This is a genomic window from Neotamlana sedimentorum (assembly GCF_000943565.1).
Lineage (GTDB): Bacteria > Bacteroidota > Bacteroidia > Flavobacteriales > Flavobacteriaceae > Neotamlana > Neotamlana sedimentorum.
Genome location: NZ_JTDW01000018.1, coordinates 17,398 through 36,390 on the forward strand (window position 1 = coordinate 17,398; position 18,993 = coordinate 36,390).

16 protein-coding genes are annotated in these 18,993 nt (G+C 33.2%); 8 read left to right on the forward strand and 8 right to left on the reverse strand.

The window, feature by feature from the left end; translation table 11 throughout:
• Window positions 1–19: 19 nt before the first annotated feature.
• The 3 genes from PW52_RS15540 to alaS form a co-directional block, all read right to left on the reverse strand.
• Entirely contained in the window at window positions 20–634 is a 615-nt protein-coding gene (locus PW52_RS15540) for a DUF4230 domain-containing protein (RefSeq protein WP_044633906.1), read from the reverse strand.
• 385 nt (window positions 635–1,019) lie between these two features.
• Window positions 1,020–1,991 (reverse strand): GSCFA domain-containing protein, encoded by a 972-nt coding sequence (locus PW52_RS15545; protein ID WP_044633907.1) that lies wholly within the window; start codon window positions 1,989–1,991, stop codon window positions 1,020–1,022.
• An 80-nt stretch (window positions 1,992–2,071) separates the two neighbouring features.
• Complete coding sequence (gene alaS / locus PW52_RS15550; protein ID WP_044633908.1) at window positions 2,072–4,696, reverse strand: alanine--tRNA ligase; 2,625 nt, start codon at window positions 4,694–4,696, stop codon at window positions 2,072–2,074.
• Window positions 4,697–4,850: 154 nt separating this feature from the next.
• Here alaS and PW52_RS15555 point away from each other — a divergent pair, with 154 nt between their 5' ends.
• The 6 genes from PW52_RS15555 (at window position 4,851) to PW52_RS15580 (ending at window position 9,082) form a co-directional block, all read left to right on the forward strand.
• Window positions 4,851–5,822, forward strand: coding sequence for a M23 family metallopeptidase (locus PW52_RS15555; RefSeq protein WP_044633909.1), 972 nt, complete (start codon window positions 4,851–4,853; stop codon window positions 5,820–5,822).
• Window positions 5,822–6,151: a MerR family transcriptional regulator gene (locus tag PW52_RS15560; RefSeq protein WP_044633910.1), complete on the forward strand. Its 330-nt coding sequence runs from the start codon at window positions 5,822–5,824 to the stop codon at window positions 6,149–6,151. The genes PW52_RS15555 and PW52_RS15560 overlap by 1 nt, the downstream gene beginning before the upstream one ends.
• 72 nt (window positions 6,152–6,223) lie before the next feature.
• The gene (locus tag PW52_RS15565; protein WP_044633911.1) at window positions 6,224–6,811 is read left to right on the forward strand and encodes a LemA family protein; all 588 of its coding nucleotides are present in this window, start codon (window positions 6,224–6,226) and stop codon (window positions 6,809–6,811) included.
• Entirely contained in the window at window positions 6,811–7,248 is a 438-nt protein-coding gene (locus PW52_RS15570; protein ID WP_044633912.1) for a TPM domain-containing protein, read from the forward strand. Before PW52_RS15565 ends, PW52_RS15570 begins: the two co-directional genes overlap by 1 nt.
• A 7-nt stretch (window positions 7,249–7,255) precedes the next feature.
• On the forward strand, window positions 7,256–8,122 hold the full coding sequence (locus tag PW52_RS15575) for a TPM domain-containing protein (RefSeq protein WP_044633913.1): 867 nt from the start codon (window positions 7,256–7,258) through the stop codon (window positions 8,120–8,122).
• A 48-nt stretch (window positions 8,123–8,170) separates the two neighbouring features.
• On the forward strand, window positions 8,171–9,082 hold the full coding sequence (locus PW52_RS15580) for a hypothetical protein (RefSeq protein ID WP_052823530.1): 912 nt from the start codon (window positions 8,171–8,173) through the stop codon (window positions 9,080–9,082).
• A gap of 7 nt (window positions 9,083–9,089) precedes the next feature.
• Here the strand turns inward: PW52_RS15580 and PW52_RS15585 are convergent, their stop codons facing one another.
• From PW52_RS15585 to PW52_RS17740, 5 genes are all read right to left on the reverse strand, one after another.
• Window positions 9,090–11,870 (reverse strand): outer membrane beta-barrel protein, encoded by a 2,781-nt coding sequence (locus tag PW52_RS15585; RefSeq protein ID WP_044633914.1) that lies wholly within the window; start codon window positions 11,868–11,870, stop codon window positions 9,090–9,092.
• Between the two features lie 88 nt (window positions 11,871–11,958).
• Entirely contained in the window at window positions 11,959–13,266 is a 1,308-nt protein-coding gene (gene der / locus PW52_RS15590; protein ID WP_044633915.1) for a ribosome biogenesis GTPase Der, read from the reverse strand.
• Window positions 13,267–13,476: 210 nt separating this feature from the next.
• A complete protein-coding gene (locus PW52_RS15595; RefSeq protein ID WP_044633916.1) occupies window positions 13,477–14,238 on the reverse strand; it encodes a helix-turn-helix domain-containing protein in 762 nt (253 codons plus the stop codon).
• A 49-nt stretch (window positions 14,239–14,287) separates the two neighbouring features.
• Window positions 14,288–15,199: an MFS transporter gene (locus PW52_RS15600; RefSeq protein ID WP_240475197.1), complete on the reverse strand. Its 912-nt coding sequence runs from the start codon at window positions 15,197–15,199 to the stop codon at window positions 14,288–14,290.
• Entirely contained in the window at window positions 15,156–15,428 is a 273-nt protein-coding gene (locus PW52_RS17740; RefSeq protein WP_240475198.1) for a hypothetical protein, read from the reverse strand. Before PW52_RS17740 ends, PW52_RS15600 begins: the two co-directional genes overlap by 44 nt.
• 162 nt (window positions 15,429–15,590) lie before the next feature.
• On the opposite strand from PW52_RS17740, the gene PW52_RS15605 reads away from it, so the two are divergent.
• Together PW52_RS15605 and PW52_RS15610 are read left to right on the forward strand one after the other, a co-directional pair.
• Window positions 15,591–16,409, forward strand: a complete 819-nt coding sequence (locus tag PW52_RS15605; protein WP_044633917.1) for an AraC family transcriptional regulator — start codon at window positions 15,591–15,593, stop codon at window positions 16,407–16,409.
• A 76-nt stretch (window positions 16,410–16,485) separates the two neighbouring features.
• Window positions 16,486–18,945, forward strand: coding sequence for an outer membrane beta-barrel family protein (locus PW52_RS15610; protein ID WP_044633918.1), 2,460 nt, complete (start codon window positions 16,486–16,488; stop codon window positions 18,943–18,945).
• Window positions 18,946–18,993: the final 48 nt, after the last annotated feature.

Sequence of the window (18,993 nt, forward strand, 5' to 3'; positions counted from 1 at the left end):
GTGTTTTTTAATCTTAAAATTACAATTTTAAATGCTGCAACTCTTCATTTTTAAGAATTGGGGTTTCGTTGTAATGCAATGTCCAACCCAATGAATTCGTTAAAATGTAAAACTTAGATAATTCACTAATTAATCGGTTTTTGGCATTCTTTTTTAAATCGGATGCTTCTATTTTTTTACTCAGCGATTTTTTTACAATCTTCTTAATTTCATTATAATCGTTAGCTTCAAACGGGTTTAAAAAATCGGCTTGAATATCGTAATACTCGAAATCGGGACTAATTTTAATTTCTTCTTCAGGAATATTTAAAATTGTTAATGTTTTAGTCGTTTCGTTTACCTCAAATTCAATTTTACTTAAATCGTAAGCCACCGTAACATCTGCATTTACAACTACTAATGCTTTTTTTTCAACCGAAATTAAATCACCAAAAATGTCCTTAGAGTTCTTGTAATTAAAGACCTCGCTAAAGTGACCTTCGGTAACAACAAGCTTTCCTACATTATTTATTTGTTCTTGTATAAGTGCCGAACTTTCTTGTAGCACCATTTTATCTTCACGTTTATCACCACAATATTTAAAGGAGAATAGTACAACCAATGTAATAACAACTCCAAAAAGGATTTTTCGCATACGCTAAGTTAAAGAAATATTTTTGTGATTTGTGATTTTTTATATTGGAAGACTAGGAATATTAATAATAAAAGATCGTCGTCCTTCTAATTATTGGGCAGAAAAAAACATTAGTTTCCTTCGACATAAGAAGTCTAACTAATGTAAGGTTGTTACTTTCTAACACTACAAATATAAAACAGATTAACCCGATTAGTGTTATGGCATGGTTAAGTATTTTTTAAATAAAACTTAATCAAATTAAAAACACCAATTACGCATCAACTAAATTGAATTTGGTAATTGGTGCTTTAAATATGAACTGATTAATAGCACTCTAAATGTAAAATAATTATATCGACAAAAGTTAATTTTTCGATTAAGTGTTACAAAAAGAGCATAAAAGTTAAATATTGAACAATAAATGTGGGTATTGAGATTGAAGTATGTGTATTTTCAACTTCAAATTTTTAAGAAAATCCTTATGAGATTCTGAGTTTACATTATACGGTTTATGTTTAAAAGATTTTTGAATCTTATCAACCTTATCCATAACGGAATACATGTTTTCATCTACCCAAACCTGCTTAAAACTTTCCCAGATATACTTTACAGCTAAGTCGCTAGGGTGTATCATATCTTCGTTGTAAAATCGGTAATCACGAAGTTCGTCCATCATAATTTCATAAGATGGAAAATAGTTAATTGAACCTATTTTAGTTACAGATTGCCCATTAACAACTTGATGAATCGCCGAAATTAAATGCGACTTGCTTTGGGTATTTTCAATAAATCCATCTTTTAAATGACGCACCGGAGATACCGTAAATATAATTGAAGAATCTTTATTTACCTTACGAATTTGATTGATTATATTTTGAAGTGATTCTGAAACATTTTGAACAGATAAGAGTTCCTTTTTAAAATTTTTCTGCGGAATTTTATGGCAATTAGCAACTATTGAATTGTTTTCTATAAAACGATAAACCCAAGCTGTCCCCAACGTAATTACAATATGAGATGCGGTTTGCAATTGTATTTTAGTATTTTGAAGCTGAAGATCTAATTTATTAAGCAACTCTTCTTTTGAAGTATTACTTAACTTAGAATGTGCGTTAAAACAATGCCATTGCTCATTATAGAAAAACACATCATTATCGGTATATATTTTATTGTTTAAAGCATCAGTAATTAAGACTTCAATCGCTTTAGGATGAAATAATATACCAAATGGGTTTTGTAGATTTTTAAATTTGAAATATTCTAACTTATCACCAATATTTTCTGAAAAACAAGATCCTAGCAACAAAATATTAGAATTATAGTCTATGAGGTTATTAGACTGTTTTTTTAATGGTATTTTGGTTTGTAAGTTCATATTTAAAATGAGACCCCGAAACGAGTTCGGGATGACATTAATTCTTATTTTAGAAATCAGCTATTCTAAAAAAATTGGTTTTAGCTTATATACTCCTTCGCCTTTTCAAGAGCCTCGGCAATACCATCTGGTTTTCTTCCTCCTGCTGTTGCAAAAAACGGTTGACCGCCACCACCGCCTTGAATTAATTTACCTAATTCACGAACTACTTGCCCTGCATTTAAATCTTTTTCAGCAACAAGCTCTTTTGAAATATAACAAGTTAAAAATGCTTTTCCTTCTTTTTCGCTACCAAATAATAAAAATAAATTATTGGTTTCTCCACCCAACTCGAAAGCTACGTCTTTTAAACCTGCTGTATCTAAATCTAATTTTTTGGCTAAAAAGTTTACTCCATTAACTTGGATAATTTCGCTTTTTAATTCGCTTTTTATGTTTTTAGCTTTATCTTTTAATAAACTTTCTATTTGCTTTTTTAAACTTGCATTTTCTTCTTGCAATGTTTCAAGAGCTTTTACAGGTTCTTTGGTGTTATTCAACAAAGCTTTCATTTCTGAATACACCTTGCTATTTTCAATAAAATAAGTTTGCGCAGCTTCATTAGTAATGGCTTCTATACGACGAATACCAGATGCAACCGCACCTTCCGATACGATTTTAAAATGCCAAATATCACTCGTATTTTTTACGTGAGTTCCGCCACAAAGCTCAATAGATTGCCCAAAACGAATAGAACGAACGGTGTCTCCATATTTTTCTCCAAACAAACTCATAGCGCCATCGGCAATAGCTTCTTCTTTTGGTACATTTCGTTTTTCAACTAAACTTAATTTCTCCGAAACTCTTGCATTTACAAAGGCTTCAACATCGGTTAATTCTTCTTCGGTTAATTTTGAAAAATGAGAAAAATCGAATCGTAATTGTTTAGCATTTACAGCACTCCCTTTTTGCTCGACATGCGTTCCTAAAATTTCACGTAAAGCTTGATGTAATAAGTGCGTTGCGGTATGGTTACATTCGGTTTTATAACGTTCGCTCTCGTTAACTACAGCCTTAAAACTTTCGTTTAAATGCTTTGGTAAATTCTTTGTGAAATGAACAATAACGTTGTTTTCTTTTTTAGTATTTAAAATATAAACCACATCGCCATGTGCATCTTCTAAATACCCTTTATCGCCTACTTGTCCACCACCTTCTGCGTAAAACGGCGTTAAATTAAACACCAATTGATACATGTCGCCATCTTTTTTAGATGTCGTTTTACGGTATTTAGTTATTTTAACATTAGCTTCGAGTGCATCGTAGCCAATGAATTCTTCAGTGGTATCATCAATTAAAATTGTCCAATCGTCTGCACTAGTTTCGCTAGCTGCTCGCGATCTATCTTTTTGTTTTTGTAATTCGGCTTCAAAACCTTTTTCATCTAATTTTAAACCTTTTTCAGATAAAATTAAAGCAGTTAAATCGATTGGAAACCCGTAAGTATCGTATAACTCGAATGCTTTTTCACCCGAAACTGTATCGCTTTTAGTGTCTTCAACTATTTTGTTTAAAAGCACTAAACCTTGATCTAAAGTTCGTAAAAACGATTGTTCTTCTTCTTTAATTACGTTTTCAACTAATTGTTTTTGAGCTACCATTTCCGGGAAAGCATCTCCCATTTTTTCACTTAAAACATTTACTAATTTGTAAATAAAAGGTTCTTGCTTATTTAAAAATGTAAAACCATAACGCACAGCGCGACGTAAAATTCTACGAATTACGTAACCCGCACCAGTGTTACTTGGCAATTGCCCATCGGCTATAGAAAATGCAACAGCACGAACGTGATCTGAAATTACACGAATAGCAACATCAACCTCATTATTCTCAATTTTTGTAGCGCCATATTTTGTATTTGTTATGGTTTCAATCTCTCTAATTAAAGGTATGAAAACATCGGTATCGTAGTTAGATTGTACGCCTTGTAACACCATACACAAACGTTCGAAGCCCATACCGGTATCGATATGTTTATTTGGTAATTCAACAAGGTCTCCGTTAGCTTTTCGGTTGTATTGCATAAAAACTAAGTTCCAAATTTCAACCACTTGCGGATGATCTTCGTTTACCAATTCTTTACCTGAGACTTTAGCTTTTTCGTCAGCAGAACGAATATCAACATGTATTTCGCTACACGGCCCACAAGGTCCTTGATCGCCCATTTCCCAGAAATTATCTTTTTTATTTCCTTTTAAAATACGATCTTCAGCTATGTATTTTTTCCAAATATTATACGCCTCGGTATCCATTTCTGTTCCATCTGCATCATCACCTTCAAAAACCGTAACATATAAAATGTCTTTATCTATTTTATAAACTTCGGTAAGTAATTCCCATGCCCAAGCTATGGCTTCTTCCTTAAAATAATCTCCAAAACTCCAGTTACCTAGCATTTCAAATAAAGTATGGTGGTAAGTATCGTAACCAACTTCTTCTAAATCGTTGTGTTTTCCAGATACACGTAAACATTTTTGCGAATCGGTGACTCTATTGTTTTTAATTTTGGTGTTACCTAAAAAAAATTCTTTAAACGGTACCATACCAGCATTTACAAACATTAAGGTTGGATCGTTTTTTACAACCATAGGTGCCGACGGAACAATGGCATGTTTTTTATCTTTAAAAAAACTTAAAAATTTGGCGCGAACGTCTTGAGATTTCATCAACTTAAAATAGTTACAATATTATTAAATTATATTTATTAGAAAACAATTTTTATCTTTACTCGTTAGTTTAACACTAAAACTAAGGAACAACTTTTATTAAAGGCGTTAAGATTTCTAACAAATAAAGTGCAAAAATAGCATAAATTGTGACATGAGTAAGGTAAAATATTATTACGATTCCGAATCACTTTCGTACAAAAAAATTGAACGAAAAAAGGCAACCGCATTTAAATACACCTTTATATTTTTACTTGCATCAGCTTTTTTTGCATTTATTATAGTATTTATTTCTAGTCAATACGTAGAATCACCTAAAGAACGTGCTTTAAAACGTGAGCTTCAAAATATGCAATTGCAGTACGGATTGCTTAACAAAAAAATGCAACAAGCCGAGGCTGTTTTAAACAATATTGCCGATAGAGATAACAATATTTATCGCGTTTATTTTGAAGCCAACCCGATTCCTGACGAACAGCGTAAAGCTGGTTTTGGAGGTATTAATAGGTATAAAAACTTAGAAGGCTTCGATAACTCCAAACTAATTATTGAAAGCAATAAACGCTTAGATGTTTTACAAAAACAAATTGTTGTACAATCGCGTTCTTTAGATGAGATTGCCAAATTAGCCGAAGAAAAAGAAAAACTTTTGGCAGCAATTCCTGCAATACAACCAGTTAGCAATGAAGACTTAACTAGAATGGCATCCGGTTACGGCATGCGATCTGATCCTTTTACGAAAGTTAGAAAAATGCATTGGGGAATGGATTTTACCGCACCTCGTGGCACACCAATTTACGCTTCAGGTGATGGTATTGTGGTTCGTGCCGATAGTAATTCATCGGGTTATGGCAACCATATAAGAATAGATCATGGTTATGGCTACATTAGTCTTTACGCTCATTTGTATAAATACAACGTTCGAAAAAACCAAAAGGTAAAACGTGGCGATTTAATTGGTTTTGTTGGTAGTACAGGACGCTCGGAAGCACCGCATTTACATTATGAAGTATTTAAAGATGGCCAACGTATAAACCCAATAAACTTTTACTATGGAAGTTTAACAGCCGAGGAATTTAATAAAATGCTAGAACACGCCTCTTTAGAAAACCAATCGTTAGACTAATGCAAATTAATTTACCCGAAAAACGCTATTACAGTATTGGCGAAGTTGCCAAGGCTTTTGGAGTAAACACCTCCTTAATTAGGTTTTGGGAAAAGGAATTTGAGGTTTTAAAACCTAAAAAAAATGCCAAAGGCAACCGTAAATTCACACCTGAAGACATTAAAAATCTCAAGTTTATTTATCATTTAGTTAAAGAACGTGGCTTTACGCTTGAAGGCGCCAAAACCCATTTAAAAGAAGAAAAAAAGCAAGCCTTAAACACCTTCGAAATTGTTAGCAAATTAGAAAGTATAAAAAGTCAATTATTAAAATTAAAAGAAAATCTATAGGCTAACATGTAACTTTTTTAAAATTTATGTATCTAACTATTAAACACACATAAAAATTCAACTAAAATCATTATGAAAAAATTTTTACCATTAATTATAATCGCCATTGTAGTATTTGGAATTTACTCTTGGGCAAAAGGTTTTAACAACACAGCTGTAGAATATGAAGCTGATGCCAAAACTGCTTGGTCGAATGTTGAGAGTGCTTACCAGCGTCGTGCCGATTTAATTCCTAACCTAGTATCGACCGTAAAAGGTTATGCTGCACACGAAAAAGAAACGTTAGAAGGTGTAATAAAAGCAAGAAGCGAAGCTACCAAAACTACTATTGATGCTAGTAATTTAACACCAGAAGCGGTAGCTCAATTTCAGCAAGCACAACAAGGTTTAACGGGCGCATTATCAAAATTATTACTAACCGTAGAGCGCTACCCAGAGTTAAAAGCCGATAAAAGCTTTTTAGAGTTACAATCGCAATTAGAAGGCACCGAAAACCGTATAAATGTTGAGCGTAACCGTTACAATGCTGCTGTAAACGAATACGATAAATTCACTACAAAATTCCCTGGAAAGTTACTTGCCGGATTATTTGGGTTTGAAGAAATGGCACGATTTAAAAGTGCTGCTGGCAGCGAAAACGCACCAAAAGTTGAATTTTAATGTCGAAAATTGAAGCTTTTCTTTCTGCTGAAGAAGAATTGGAAATTGTTGATGCCATTCGAACTGCCGAATTAAACACTTCGGGTGAAATTCGAGTACACATTGAAAAAACCGCAAACGGCGATGCTACCGATCGTGCTTTAACTGTTTTCCATGATTTAAAAATGGATAACACGAAACTGCAAAATGCCGTATTAATTTATGTTGCCGTAAACGATAAAAACTTTGTTATTTATGGTGACAAAGGCATTAACGATGTGGTTGAAACTAACTTTTGGGATAGCACAAAAAATGTAATCCAGTCGCATTTTAAAAACGGAAATTTTAAACAAGGTCTGGTAGATGGTATATTAAAATCTGGCGAACAACTAAAAAAACACTTTCCTTATTCTGATGATGATATTAACGAACTTACTAACGAAATCTCTAAAGGATAGGTTTAGTATGCAGTATCCTATAAGCAATAAACAGTCGCAGTCTACGAAGGTCACATGGTTTTCTAAATCGGTTTTAACTATAATTCTATTTTTAGCAAGCTTAAATTTCAGCTTTGCTCAGTTTGACATTCCTGAAAAACCAAGTTTTCAAACCAGCGTTTACGATTACGAAAACCTGCTGTCAGCATCTCAAAAAAATAGTTTAGAACAAAAGCTTATAAAATATTCCGACACGACTTCTACACAAATTGTAGTTGCTATTATAAACTCAACTAACGGCGAAAACATCAATTTTCTTGGAGCTAATTGGTTAACAAAATGGGGTATTGGACAAAAAGGAAAAGACAATGGTGTTTTAATAATTTTAGCAAATGCCGATAGACGCATCGCTATAAACACGGGTTACGGCGTAGAGCATTTACTTACCGATGCTATGAGTAAGCGTATTATTGATAGAGACATTATCCCCTATTTTAAACAAAACGATTTTTATGGTGGATTAAACCGTGGTGCCGATGCTATTTTTGAAGTATTAAACGGCGAATACCAGGGTACTCGAGAAAATACGTCTTCGGAAGGCATACCCATTGGTGTAATTTTCATTCTCTTTTTCATCTTTATCATCATCATCATTTCTATTTCCAAAAATAAACGCGGAGGCGGTGGTAATAACCGTGGCAACCGAAGCGCAGGAACAGATTTGCTTGAAGCCATAATTTTAAGCAATATGGGACGTGGCAATTACCGCCGTGGTTCTTCTGGCTGGGGTGGCTCAGGCGGAGGTTTTGGTGGCGGCGGCTTTGGCGGAGGTGGTTTTGGCGGCGGCTTCGGTGGCGGCATGGGCGGCGGTGGCGGCGCCTCTGGTGGTTGGTAATTTAATCCAAATGTATTTTACTATCTTTCGGATAATTAAACCCAAACCATGAATCGTAACCTATCATTAATTTTGTGTTTTGTTATTTATCAAATAAATGCACAAACGGTAACTACTTCAGATAAATGCGCTTTATCCCAAGCTATTGAAGAAACGTCTGGTTTACTTTTTTACAACAATAAAGTTATAACCCATAACGATAGTGGTAATGATTCTGCGTTATATGAAATTGACACCTCCAATGGTAGCATTGCCAGAACTGTAGTAATTAATAATGCTCTAAATAAGGACTGGGAAGATTTAGCGCAAGACGAGAAATATATTTACATTGGCGATATTGGCAACAATTTTGGCAACAGAAGAAACTTAAAATTTTACCGAATACTCAAAACCGATTTTAATACAAAAACAAGTGTTAACGCCGAAATTATAAATTACTCTTACGCGAACCAAACCGATTTCACTTCAAAATTAAACAACAATAACTGGGATGCAGAAGCTTTTGTAGTTTATAATGACTACTTATTAATTTTTACAAAAAACTGGGAAAATAATGAGGTAGACGTTTATGTGCTACCTAAAACTATAGGCACTCACCAGGCACAAAAAGTAAGTCATTTTAAAGCGCAAGGGCTCGTAACAGGCGCCGATTTAGTAAACTCGAATAAACTATATTTATCGGGTTATAACAAAGACCAAATTGTTCCTTTTTTATTAGAAATAACTAATCTAAATATTTCAGCACCTACTAACCTCGATGTTTTTAAAAATAGTACGGTTTCAAAAATTGAAAATTTTATTCCGTTTGGGAATCAAGTTGAAGGCATCTGTTTTGTAGAAAGCAACGGAAACAGCGACACACTTTACTTGTCCAATGAAAAACTGGCTTACAATATTTTTACTTTCCCTTCAAAATTAAGAGTAATTACTATTGACAATACAACTTTAAAAATTGATTAAGCCCTTGTTAATCTATAAAATAGGGTCCGTTACCACCCGTTTCCCCTTTTGAGCCAAGGCTATTAAACTTCCAACTAAAACTAAGCATAAAATATTGCCTCAATACGGTACTTTGGGCATCTTCAATATAATCTTGTGTTGCCGTTCGGACAGCATTGGTATTTTGATTAAGCAAATCGTACACTTTTAAACTTATTAAACCTTTATCTTTTAATATAGAATAACTCACTGTAGAATTAAAAAACCAAGCACTTTTTTGAAATTCATCGGACACATTAGGGTTGTACGTATAAGTAACATCATTACGCCATTCAAGGCCTTTTGGAAGAAAAAAACCAGTTCGTAGCAATAAATTATGGGATGTAAATTTAACATCTTCAAAATCATCTAGGTCGTATTTCGTATTTGTTATACCAATTCTATATCGTGGTTTAAACTCAAATACATCTTTAATAACAAAATCGATTCCCAAATTTGGTGTTAACGTTAAACTGTTACTTGCATATTTTACGTCGTTATTAAAATTTATATTTTTTCTTAAGTTAGACCATGCTCCTAATTTAAATCGAACAGAACGTATGGAGTCTAGCTTTACGCTTTTGCTATAATCTAAACCAAAATACCCGTTGTTGTTACCATTAACGTTTTCGTAAGTCGTGGTTCTGGTAAGTGTTTCAGAATCTATAGTAGATTTAGAGACCACAGCATTGTTAAATGAAGTTACACTAGCATACAAATAAAACCCCGTACGTTCTTGCCAATTATAAGCATTGAAATTTATGTAAAATCTATTTTCGTTAGTAGGTTTTAAATTTGGGTTACCCATTATGATATTTAACGGATTCGAAATATCGGTAAACGCCTGTAAAAAACGTATCGCGGGCGGCCTATTAGTTAAACGATAACTGGAGTAAACTGAAGCTTTTTCGCTAAATTTATAATTAAAACTTGTATTTAACTCTAAGGCTTTAAACTCGCGTTCAACATTAAATTGCGGTCTTAATTCGTCGAAATTTTTCAGTGTTCTAAAAACATAATTCACACCCATTCGGGTAGATAATTTATCGGCTCTATAACTTAATTCCGCACCTGGTGCACTTTTTATATCGGTATATTTAAAATTGGTACTTTGGTCTTCGTTAAAGCTTGTATAACCGTTGGTTTCATCATCAAAATCGAAAGTGCTTTTTAGGTTTTCATCCTTATTATATTGGTATTCGTAATCGAAATTTACAAATAGCTTTTTGGCTATTATAGGCCAACGGTAACGTACTTTACTCGAAAAATCGTTAGACTTATTATTATTGTTTGCCAATTGTTTTCTTTCAATAGTTTCTGGATTACTTCCAATTACTTCAGATAAGGAATTAATATAATCGTCTCCTTCAGTTTTAGATATTTTATTATTGAAATTAAATCGTAAAAAGGCTCCTTTACTTCCAAACTTTTTGGTTGCACTTATGGCATTAGAGAAGCTATTAAGATTGTTTTCTACAAAAGACCCCACATTAGATTGGTTTGTTAGATTTAAATTTTCGTCTAACGTTTTATCATTACTTGTATATTCGGTTTTAGTTTTTGTAAATGCAAAAGACGGTTTTATATTAATCATAAAAGTGCTATCAATTTTAACCTCCAAATCGGTGTTAAAGGAATGGCTATCGGTTTCGTTTAACGAACTAGAATTGGAATTAACATAATAGCGCGAATCGGCTAAAATAACTTCACGTTCTGTTTTTCTATCGTTTTCTGAGCTACTTCCTGAATAAAAATAATCGGACGACAACTCGGTGTTTTTCCCAAAGGAATCGGCATAATTTGCACCACCTAACCTTGAGGTTGTTAAGCCTTCGCCGCCGCCAAACTGCCTGCCGTTTATACTAAAACTTCCGTTGCTATTAAACCATGAATTGCCACCGCCAAACATTTTTTCGATTTCGCCAAAACTAAATCCCGGAGAGTTTATATTATTGCCACCAACTAAAACACTTAATCGTTGGTCGTTATCAAAATGGTTAAACATGCCAGCAAACTCATAGCGTTTATCGGTACCACCGCCTGCCGAAACTCGACCGAAAACGCCTTTATTATTTTCTTCTTTTATGGTTAAATTAATGGTTTTATTCTCGGAATCGCCTTCCTCTCCTGTAAAAGCTTCACTTTTTGTTTTTGTATCTACAACTTGAATTTTTTCAATGATATCTTTAGTTAAATTTTTAGTGGTAATGGAAGGATCGCTACCAAAAAAGGGCTTACCATTAACAAGAATTTCATTAACTTCTTTGCCATTCACTTTTATTTTTCCTTCGTCATCTATTTCTACACCAGGCAATTGCTTTAATAAATCTTCAACGGTAGCATCTTTTTTTGTTTTAAAGGAACTTACATTAAACTCCAACGTGTCTTTTTTTATAGTAACGGGCGCCGATGTTTTTATAAGCACCTCATCTAAAGCATTCGAGCTAACAGCTAAATTAATTGTACCTAAATCTATTTCAGACTTATTAATAAGGATTTCTTTTTTATAAGTTTGATAACCGACATAAGACACAAACAAGTTTAACGATTTTTGATAGGTTTCGTCTTTTAAAATAAAGTGGCCACTATTATTGGAAATGGTATAGGTTACCAAACTGCTGTCTTTAACAGTTTCTAAATGAACTGTTGCTGCTTCAAGAGGTATTTTTTCTTCCTCTGAAATTATTTTTCCTGAAATTTGAAAATGTTTAGATTGACTAAAAGATAAAAAGCAACAACAAAATGCTACTACAAATAATAATTTGTGCATAATTGTTTTTTGATTGATTGATTTAGAGTAGTAAGATACTCAAAACAAGCAATCTAAAATGTTGCCAAACTGTTAAAAAATAAGAATATTACTTTTTACGCATATAAACCGAAATAGGCACGCCATTAAAATCGAAGTGTTCGCGTAACTTATTTTCTAAAAATCGTCTGTATGGATCTTTTACATATTGCGGTAAATTACAGAAAAATACAAATTGCGGCTGTGGTGTTGGCAACTGCATAATATACTTGATTTTAACAAATTTACCTTTAAATGCTGGTGGCGGATAATGCTCAATTATTGGCAGTAAAATTTCGTTTAATTTACTCGTTTTAATTTTTTTGCTTCGGTTTTTATAAACCTCAACAGCCGTTTCTATCGCTTTAAAAATACGTTGTTTAGTAAGTGCCGATATAAAAATGATTGGCACATCGGTAAAGGGTTCAATTTGTTTACGAATGGCTTTTTCGTAATCTTTAACCGACTTATGATCTTTTTCTACTAAATCCCATTTATTAACCAGAATAACAATACCTTTTCGGTTACGCTCGGATAACCAAAAAATGTTTTGCACTTGTCCGTCGAAACCTCTGTTGGCATCTAAAACTACCAAACATACATCGGCATGTTCAATAGCGCGAACACTGCGCATTACAGAGTAAAACTCTAAATCTTCTTTAACTTTAGCTTTACGGCGAATTCCGGCTGTATCTACTAAATTAAATTCAAATCCGAAACGGTTGTATTTCGTATCAATGGAGTCTCTAGTAGTTCCAGCAATATCTGTAACAATATATCGATCTTCACCAATTAAAGCGTTTATAAATGATGATTTTCCAGCATTTGGGCGACCAACCACGGCAAATCGTGGGAGTTCGTTTTCGATAACTTCATCTTCTTTTTCAGGTAAAGCTTCAACTAAAGCATCTAATAAATCGCCTGTTCCACTTCCATTTATACTGGCAATGGTATAGTAATCGCCTAAACCTAAAGCATAAAACTCTACAGCGTCTTCGGCACGTTTTCCGTTATCTACCTTATTTACAACTAAAAACACAGGCTTTTTTACCTTTCGAAGTAAGTTTGCTACATCTTCGTCCATTCCGGTAACACCATCTTCAACATCGACCATAAAAATAATCGCATCGGCTTCATCGATGGCCAATTCTACTTGCTTATCAATTTCAGCTTCAAAAATATCGTCACTTCCAACAACATAACCACCTGTATCGATTAACGAAAACTCTTTTCCATTCCAATCACTTTTCCCGTAATGTCTGTCACGCGTAACACCACTAACAGCATCAACAATAGCTTCACGACGCTGAATTAAACGGTTAAAAAAGGTTGACTTCCCTACATTTGGTCTTCCTACAATGGCTACTATGTTACTCATATCTTTGTTATATAAAACTGCTTAATACTGATTAAGTTACATTTCTTTATCCGAAATATTTTGCAAAAATAGAAAAAGTTAACGACGCATCGCTTATTTTATTAATTAATGAAGACAATTATATTTACAGATGACTAATTATACGCTATAATCCACTTCATTTGGAAAATATAAAACCGAATAAGTGTATTTTAAAGTGTAATTGACAAATTATTGAGAACTACTTTTAAAACTTGAAGGACTTACACCCACATTTTGTTTAAAAAAACGAGAGAAGCTACTTAAAGAATCGAAACCTAGTTTAAAGGCCAACTCTTTTGTTGTGATATTGCTTTTTACCAACATGCGTTTGGCTTCGGTAACCTTTCGTTGTTTTATAATTTGTACAGCGGTAAGATTTAATTTTTCTTTTAAAATTTGATTTAAACGTTTTACACTTACTCCTATTTGGTTAGCATAAAACTCGGCATTGGTTTCTTGTAAAAAATGCGTTTCCATAAGTTCAAGAAAATCAAATACCCGATTCTGATTTAAATCTTGTTCTAAAAAATTGTTGTTTTGGTAACGTATTAAATGTAAAAGCAACACCTTCAACAAAGTTTTTAGCATAATGTATGATGCTGTGTCGCTATAAAACTCCTGCTTCAAAAGAAAAACAACTTTATTTATTTGTTCAATTTTATCAGCTTCATTTATAATAAATTCTGGATATTTATTAAAAAGCGACATCACATCTAAAGCATATTCAATATCGTCTTCATCAATTAAATCACGCTCAAAATTTAACAAAAAACCTTTGTTAGCTTGAAATACTTCGGCTTTAAAAACTTCATTTAATGGTTTAAAATGAATAATCAATTGGCGGTCTTCAAAATCAAAATAAATACCCATAGAGTTTCCTGAAAGTAAATCGTTATTACTTTCAAAATTTTCTGTTAACAGAATTTTATTTTCCCAACTAGGTAATGGCATTTACTTTTAAGGCTTTAAAACCTCAAAAGTAAAAAGAATTTAATCAAGTTTATTTTTTAGCAACATTTCTAAACATAATAAACATGACACTTGCTATTATTAAAGCTAAACCAACGGCAACTGCATAAATGGCTTTATAATCGTGCGATACATATTCTATAAACGTAGATAAAAATTGCCCACCAAAAACACCCATTGAAAATAAACCTAAATTTTTGCCTTGTGTTTTCGCTGTGCTTGCCTCAACCATCATGTGGTTTAACAATGGAATGGTAAAACCGAAGCCAACACCTATAAAAATAACGGTTAAAACTAAAAATGGAATACTAGCTGTGGTTGCTAACACCAAATAGCCTAACATAAAAAACGAAAATCCTAAAACTACTGTTTTACCATCGCCTAGAAGTTTAACCATTTGTGGCATTTGGCTTGCTGTTATAATTGCAATTAACGAAATTGAAGCCATAAAATAACCTGTTACAGACTCTGTAAACTCAAAGGTTTGTGGTAAATATAGTGGCAAGGTTACAAAACCAACAAAAAACAACATCATGGCTAAAAGCGATGCTATAAAAATTAGTTTAACTCTGTATTTATTATTTTTTGGTGTTTCAGTAGAGACTTTTTCTGTACTACTAGTTATTTCTGGCTGCGGTAAAGTCTTCATTACAAACACCATACACAATAGCGCAATTAAGTAAATATAGAATGGAAATTGCCAGTTTATTTCTCCTAAAATTCCGCCAATGGCTAGAAAAACCACGCCGCCTAATTCTATGGCCATACCTTGCCATGCAATCATTTTCATTCTGGTTTCTCCTGTAAAACAATCGGCTATATAACCCGTTATCGAAACCTGAACTGCTACGGTTGCTCCACCTAACAATATTCTATCTAAAATTAAAATATAATCGTTGCTAATAAACGCACCTATTACACCTAAAATAGCGTAAGGCTCCAAACCTAGACTTAATAATTTTAAGCTGCCTAATTTGGGTAATAATACCAATTAAAGGCGCAAATAAAACCACACCTAACGATGGCAATGTAATTAACCAACTGGGTGAAAACCCTAAATTTCTATTTTCTACAATGCCCGATAATGCTGGCGCAATTACTGTGCCTACCATTATGGTTAAACTACTTACTAATAGTATTGTAAATATGCCGAAGTTTGTTATCTTTTTCATACTGCAAAATTGCAGTATTAAATACAGAAGCACTTTTCAAATTTTCTAAAATGCTTGACTAAAATGGAAATGCACGTTTTACATTAATAAAAAATTAAGAATTAATTTAAAACCGCATCGCTATATTTACCATTTCGATTTTAAATTCAATGCCTGTTAATTATGTCTGCACCAGAAAACATTGTAATAAAAAATAAAATTTCATCGCACGAATTTTTAAAAGTTGAACCCTTCGATGTTTCTAAACGCTATACCAAACCACATAAACACAATAAATATTTAGAACTGGTATTTTTTACCCAAGGAAGCGGGCAACACTATCTGGATTTAAAGGCTTTTGAAATTAAACCACCTGTTACATTTTTAATACATAAAGACCAAGTTCACCATTGGAATATTAACACCATTCCAGAAGGTTATGTGATTATTATAAAACAATCGTTTTTAGAGCATATTTTAGACACCTCGATTCAAGTTGATCTTAATAAATTAAAAGATTTAGAAAAAATAGACATTTCGAATAACGACAATGTTTTACCCTTGCTATTTAAGGCTTTATGTTTAGAAATGAAACAAAATAAAGCTAATACCGAAGTTATTGAAAGCACCCTAAAAGCCATTCTTGCCAAATTAATTTATTATGCAAACCATAAAACTTTCACAAATAATCAAGGGCTTGAACAACAATTTTTGCAGCTACTAACAGCAACCTTAAAAAATAGTGTAAACTATTATGCCAAAAAGCTTAATACATCGCCCCAAAATTTAAATGCCGTTTGTAAAAAAGCCTTCGAAAAATCGGCTTCCGATATTATTGCAGAATTTATAACAAAAGAAATTAAACGTCAGTTAGTATATACATCGAAAAATGTAAGCGACATTGCTTTCGATTTAGGTTTTAACGACACCTCTAACTTTACAAAATTTTTTAAAAGGCATACCAATTTAACACCATTACAGTTTAAAAAAGAGTCATTTTAATTTTTACCATTTATTTTTCAAATACACCAAAAAAAGAGAAAGAAGTCCTGTAAATTGCGCCCTCAAACTAAAACATATGAAAACCAAACAAAACATCTTACTCTTACTTCTAACCCTTTTAACCTGTACCGTTTCTTTTTCCCAAATTACAGGCAAAATTGTAGATGAAACCGAAGCACCACTAGAATACGCCACTGTTGCCCTTTACAATCAAAACAACCAAGAATTAATAACTGGTGTTATTACCGATTTAAATGGTGTTTTTAAAATTGAAAACATAAAAAAAGGCAGCTATTACCTGGAAGCTTCATTTATTGGTTACCAAGTAAAAACTATTGAAATTTCAAATGCAATAAAAAACTTAGGTACTATAAAACTAAGCTTAGGAAACAACCTAAACGAAGTTGTAGTGGAAGCCGAACGTGCCGTAGTTGTTAATAAAATAGACCGACAAGTTTTTGATGCCCAAAAGTTTAAAAACGCTCAAGGCGGAAGTGGAATCGATATTATTAAAAACTTACCATCGGTTAGCATAGATGGACAAGGTGATATTAGCGTACGCGGAAGCTCTGGGTTTGTGGTTTTACTAAACGGTAAACCCGTTCAAGGGAATGCCAGTTCGTTAATTGCTCAATTACCTGCAAATGCCATAGAACGTGTTGAAGTGATTACAGCACCATCGGCAAAATACGATCCTGAGGGTAAAGCAGGTATTTTAAATATAATTACTAAAAAAGGCGCTACAAATGGCGCTTATGGACAAATAAACCTTAAAGGTGGTTTTCCTTCTATTGAAACCTACGATAACGACAAATACCACCAACGTTACGGGCTAGACGCTACTTATAATATTCAAAATGAAAAATGGAATATTTCCTTAGGCGCTAGTTACCAACGTAACGACCTTGGCGGAAGACGCGAAGGTGATGTTTTTACCATCATTGATAATATTAAAACACAATTTCCATCGACTGGCGAACGTAGTTTTGATGAAGAAAATTATAGCGGACGTTTTACTGTCGATTTTACTCCAGACAGCACAAACGTATTTTCATTAGGCTTTTTCGCTGGTAAACGCAACAAAGCACGTTTGGCAGATATTGTATATTTTGATAATCATGCTATTGATTTAGATGATGAAACTAACCGACTTTACACCTTCCAATACTTTAATCACAACCTTCGAGAACGTAACAGCGATTTTGCTTTAGGAAGTTTCGATTACACACATAAATTCAAAAACAGTGCCCAATTATCTACTTCATTTTTATATGAATACACCCTTTTGGGCGGACCAACTGTAAATCAGAATTTAGGGTTTCCAGATAACTCAATTCTATATCAAGATGAATACAACACCAACGACAACCCGCTTAATGGTATTCGTTTTCAACTGGATTACAGCTTTAAACCTTTTAAATTAGGCATTTTAGAAACAGGTTATCAATACCGAAATTTAGACCATACTGGCGATTTTGTTTACGAAAGAAGAACCGATTTTAATGACGATTTTGCATTGGTTCCAGAGTTTTCGAGCGAAGTAAATTTACAACGTTCTATACATTCGGTTTATTCTCAATTTACTGGGCAGCAAAACAAATGGAGTTATAGCGCAGGTGCTCGTGTTGAAGTTATGGACAGAACTTTGGAACTAAAAGACAAAGCAGGAACCATTGATGAAACCTATAACTACGATTTTACAAAACTATATCCTTCGGCATCATTGCAATACGAAATTAACGATAAAACCAATATAAAAGCGGCTTACAGCAAGCGTGTAGAACGTACAACAACCTTTAAAATGAATCCGTTCCCTGAACGCGAACACTCTGAAACTTTAGAACAAGGCGATCCAGAGCTTAAACCTGAATTTATAGATTTAGTAGAACTTGGCATTACTAAAAAAATAATAGGTGGCCATTCTATTTTCGCTACAGGTTATTATCGCTCGGTTAAAAACTTGGTAAATCGTGTAAATACGGTTTATAACGACACCATTTTAAATAGAATTTACTCCAACGTTGGTAATGCAAAAGCCGTAGGCCTTGAAATTGGTACAGAACTAAAACCCACAAAAAACTTTAACGCTTTTATAGGCGCAAACGTTTATAATTACAACATTGATGGTGAGTTTGATGCCATGCCAGTAGATAGTGATGCCACCATGTATTCTGTAAACTTAAACACAACTTACAAATTCTGGGAGAATGCTTCGTTGCAATTTACTTTTAATTATTTATCTGAAAGAATAACAGCTCAAGGTGAAGATTCGCGTTATTACTCACCTAACTTAACATTTCAAAAATCGTTTTTAAACGATAGATTAACCGCCACTTTACAATGGCAAAATATAGATATGGGCTTGCTCGACACAAACGAACAACGTATAACCACCTACAGAACAGGCGAATTTTACACCACCACAAATTACATTTACGAAGTAGATATGGTTTTACTAAACCTCTCGTACACCTTTAAAAATGGTAAAAACAAATCGAAATTTATAGATAGTGAATTTGGTAAACGCGAGTTTTAAATTCAATTGACATTAAAAAAAGCTGTCTTAGCAAGTGCCGATTAAACA